Origin of the sequence: Paeniroseomonas aquatica, from assembly GCF_030409335.1 — a bacterium.
Lineage (GTDB): Bacteria > Pseudomonadota > Alphaproteobacteria > Acetobacterales > Acetobacteraceae > Belnapia > Belnapia aquatica.
Window position 1 is genome coordinate 1 of record NZ_JAUFPN010000119.1, and the last position, 3,065, is coordinate 3,065.

Genomic DNA, 3,065 nt, shown 5'->3' on the forward strand with positions numbered 1-3,065 from the left:
GCGGGTGGGCTCTCGTCAGCCGGCACGGCGCCGACAGCGTTGATCGCTGCATCCGCCGCGGTAGCCAGGTCAAAGCCTGCAGCGATGGCTGTAGCAAAGCCTTCACGGGCGGCACTCAGGACGGCAGAGGGCAGTCGCTCAACATGTGGGTGCGCATCGCCAGATAGGGCGGCCTTTACCTTGGCGATCCGGTCCAGCATCTCCCGCGCTGGGTTCTCTTTGGACAGGACCATAGGGACCGGCCGGTTGAGGCGATAAAGGTCGCCGTTGCCCGCTTTGGGCAGGTCCGCGGTAAAGAGCTTGGCGTGAACCCGGTTATTGGCCAGGGTGATGATCGCCTCACCTGGGATTAGTCCTCGGGCATCGCGCCAGTCGAGGCGGGCCATCCGGCGAACCTCAGCACTTTGTGCCGGCATGAAGCCCATGCCGTCTGCCCGGTATGAGGAGGTCTGTGTCACTTCCGCCTCGCCCAGGGTCTGCTCGATGTGCTGGCGGTTCAGTCCACCCTCATTCTGCCGCATGATGATTTGCAGGTTGGTATTATTGAGGAGGGAGTACGCCACGTCGCCAATCTTGGCGCGGAGGCCCGCCACGTCGTGCCAACCGAGGACGAACATGTAGCCAAGGCTACGGCCCTGTTGCAGCTGCTCCTTGGCGCCGACAGACACGTAGGCTGCCAGCTCGTCGTAGATAATAGGGTAGGGGGTCGGGGCAGTTGTCGGCTTGTTGGCGATGATGTCGCCATGCTGGCCTTCCAGGCGACCACCCAAGGTCTGCGCCATCATGTTGCGGATGGACGCGACGATGAGCTTGCCGAGGGCCATCGTGGTCTCCCCCGAGTTTTCCAGTGCTGGCAGGCTAACAACTAGGATGCGGCGATTGATCGAGACATCGCGCATGTCGACGCCGCTGATCTGACACCTAAAAATGTGGCCCAAGGACCCTGCAAGCTGAGTGAAGGTGGCGCTGAAGTGCATCGTTACATAGCCATGCTGCTCGCTGGCTTTGTCCCGCGGGCGCTTATTGAGATGCATCTCCATGTCATAGCCAGCGGTTTCACCGAGATAGAATCGAAGCGGCGCAACCAGAAGCTCCGGCATATCCGGCACGTCGATATGGTCAATCGCGCCAGTAATTGGGTCACGCCGGCGAAAGCGGCGATCAAAGGCGAGGTCTGCGACGCTCTGAAGTTCAGTGGCAAACCGGATGCTGTCGATGTCAATGCTCAGGTTGCGATGCTCCCGCATCCAGGTCAAAACCGGTGCATTGGCTCCAAGCAACGCAGCGGCTCGCTGCATGAAAACGTGGTTGTCGCCGCCGCCGCCCTCTGGCTTGTTCTCGATCTGGGCAATCAGCATTTCGCGGATAGCATCCGAACTGGCCCAGGCGAACGGATTGAATGTCTGGCTGTCCTTGGCTCCGCTGGCGACCAGGAGGTTGATGACCCGGACGTCCTTCTCCCGGCCGAACCGCCGTGCCAGACGATAAACCTCAGCATAAAGCCCGGTATCACCCTTACCGTCGACGAATACAAAGCCGCTGCCCACAGCCAGGGAATTGGCGCAGAGGCCGAGTATTGCTGTGGTTTTGCCTGCTCCGGTAACGCCCGGGACAGAGATATGCTGGCGCCCGTCGTCGTCGCTGATCCAGAGCTCTTTGCCTGTAGTGTGGTCAATACCTAGATAGATGATGCCGGCCGCCTTGCGAGGCTTCCTGGAGCCCGGCAGGGGGTCGTTGTAATCCGGCATTCCGGAGGACAGGGGCATGCGCAGCGGGAGGCGCACCGGCCTGCGCAGGACCGCCCAGGCATAAGCACAAGCGGCAGGGACCGCCGCCGTGACGATCGCGGGCTCGACCGCTACGGCAATCGCCGCGGCGGCCAGCAGGACAACCGAGCCGCCGCCCATCAGAGCCTGGCGAAGGCTTTGCCCGGTCGATTGTACCTGTTGATAAACATCCGCCGCCGAGCGCTCGGCGGCGGCATCGGGCCCGTAGATGTCGCGGCGGACGTTGGTCATCTAATCGCTCAATCCGAAGGGGTCGGCCTGGCGTCCGGCCGCCGGGCTGGGTGGCGCGGCAACCACGGTAGGCAATGTCGGCGTTGCCAGCCTTGGTTGGGCCACGGCGCTCCGCATGTTTGGTGCAAGTGCCATCGGCTCCTGCAGAGATGCCGGAGCGGCGGCATCCTCGGTATTGGCATCAGCGACCNGACGCCGAACAGGGCGGCAAGGATCGCCCTGGTGCGGTGCCGCGACCTGACGTGCACACCATCCCCGCGGAGGCTGACATTCAGGCCTGAGGCGATGTGCAGGCTGGTGTTCGGGGGAAGATCAACCCGCATGGTACGACCCTGCGGGAGTGGTAACGGCTCGCTTTTCCATGTCAGGCTCCTCATAGGTTGGCCGCAGCGGGATGGTTCGGATGGGTCGGCCCCGCCGCTTGCTCAGCATCCGCCGCAGCGGCGCGAATGGCGTTGGCCGCCATCCCAACGACGGGGACGAGCACGGGCTGACCGATGTCACGCTCGGTGGACCAGTGCTCACGGGCGCCAAGCGCCTCGGCATAGGCCGCCTGGGCAGCACTGCGATGCCATGGCTGGCCCGCCGTGGGGGCGCCGAGGCTATCAAGTGCCATGTAGAGCGGCCGGTCGATCAACTGGACAAATGCGAACAGGCCCGGGTTGAACACGCCGCTCCGGTCCCGCGCATAGCACAGCAGGCTCATGAGCGCGGTGTGGGTGTATGCGTGGCCAACGGTGAGCCGCTTGGCTGCATCGGCAATCTTTGGATCCCGCATCCAGGCGTCAGCACTGGCGGCCACGGAAGCAGGCAGCCGCAGGGCTTGCAGCGGGCCTTCCGGCCCTTCGCCCTGTCCAGAGGGTACGGCTTCCGCCATGTCACCCAGGAGGTCGATCGCTTCGTCTCGTCGCCGCGCGGCAAACAGCGCCATGACAGCGGTCAGTGTCCTGATATGTGGCTCGGCGGCCTGGTAGCCGGCCCAGAGTGGTCCGAGCTGGCGGGCAAGTGCGCTGTGGGCCATGGCCTCGGAGAATTGCCCCTCCGGGT

The 3,065-nt window shown here is 63.9% G+C and carries 2 protein-coding genes; both read right to left on the reverse strand.

Annotation, left to right across the window (positions count from 1 at the left end):
• The coding region (locus QWZ14_RS10840) for a type IV secretory system conjugative DNA transfer family protein (protein WP_290316671.1) at positions 1–2,018 on the reverse strand (2,018 nt) is incomplete at its 3' end.
• 373 nt (positions 2,019–2,391) lie between these two features.
• Positions 2,392–3,065, reverse strand: a 674-nt coding sequence (locus QWZ14_RS10845) for a secretion/conjugation apparatus DotM-related subunit (RefSeq protein ID WP_456307234.1), incomplete at its 5' end; no start/stop codon positions are given.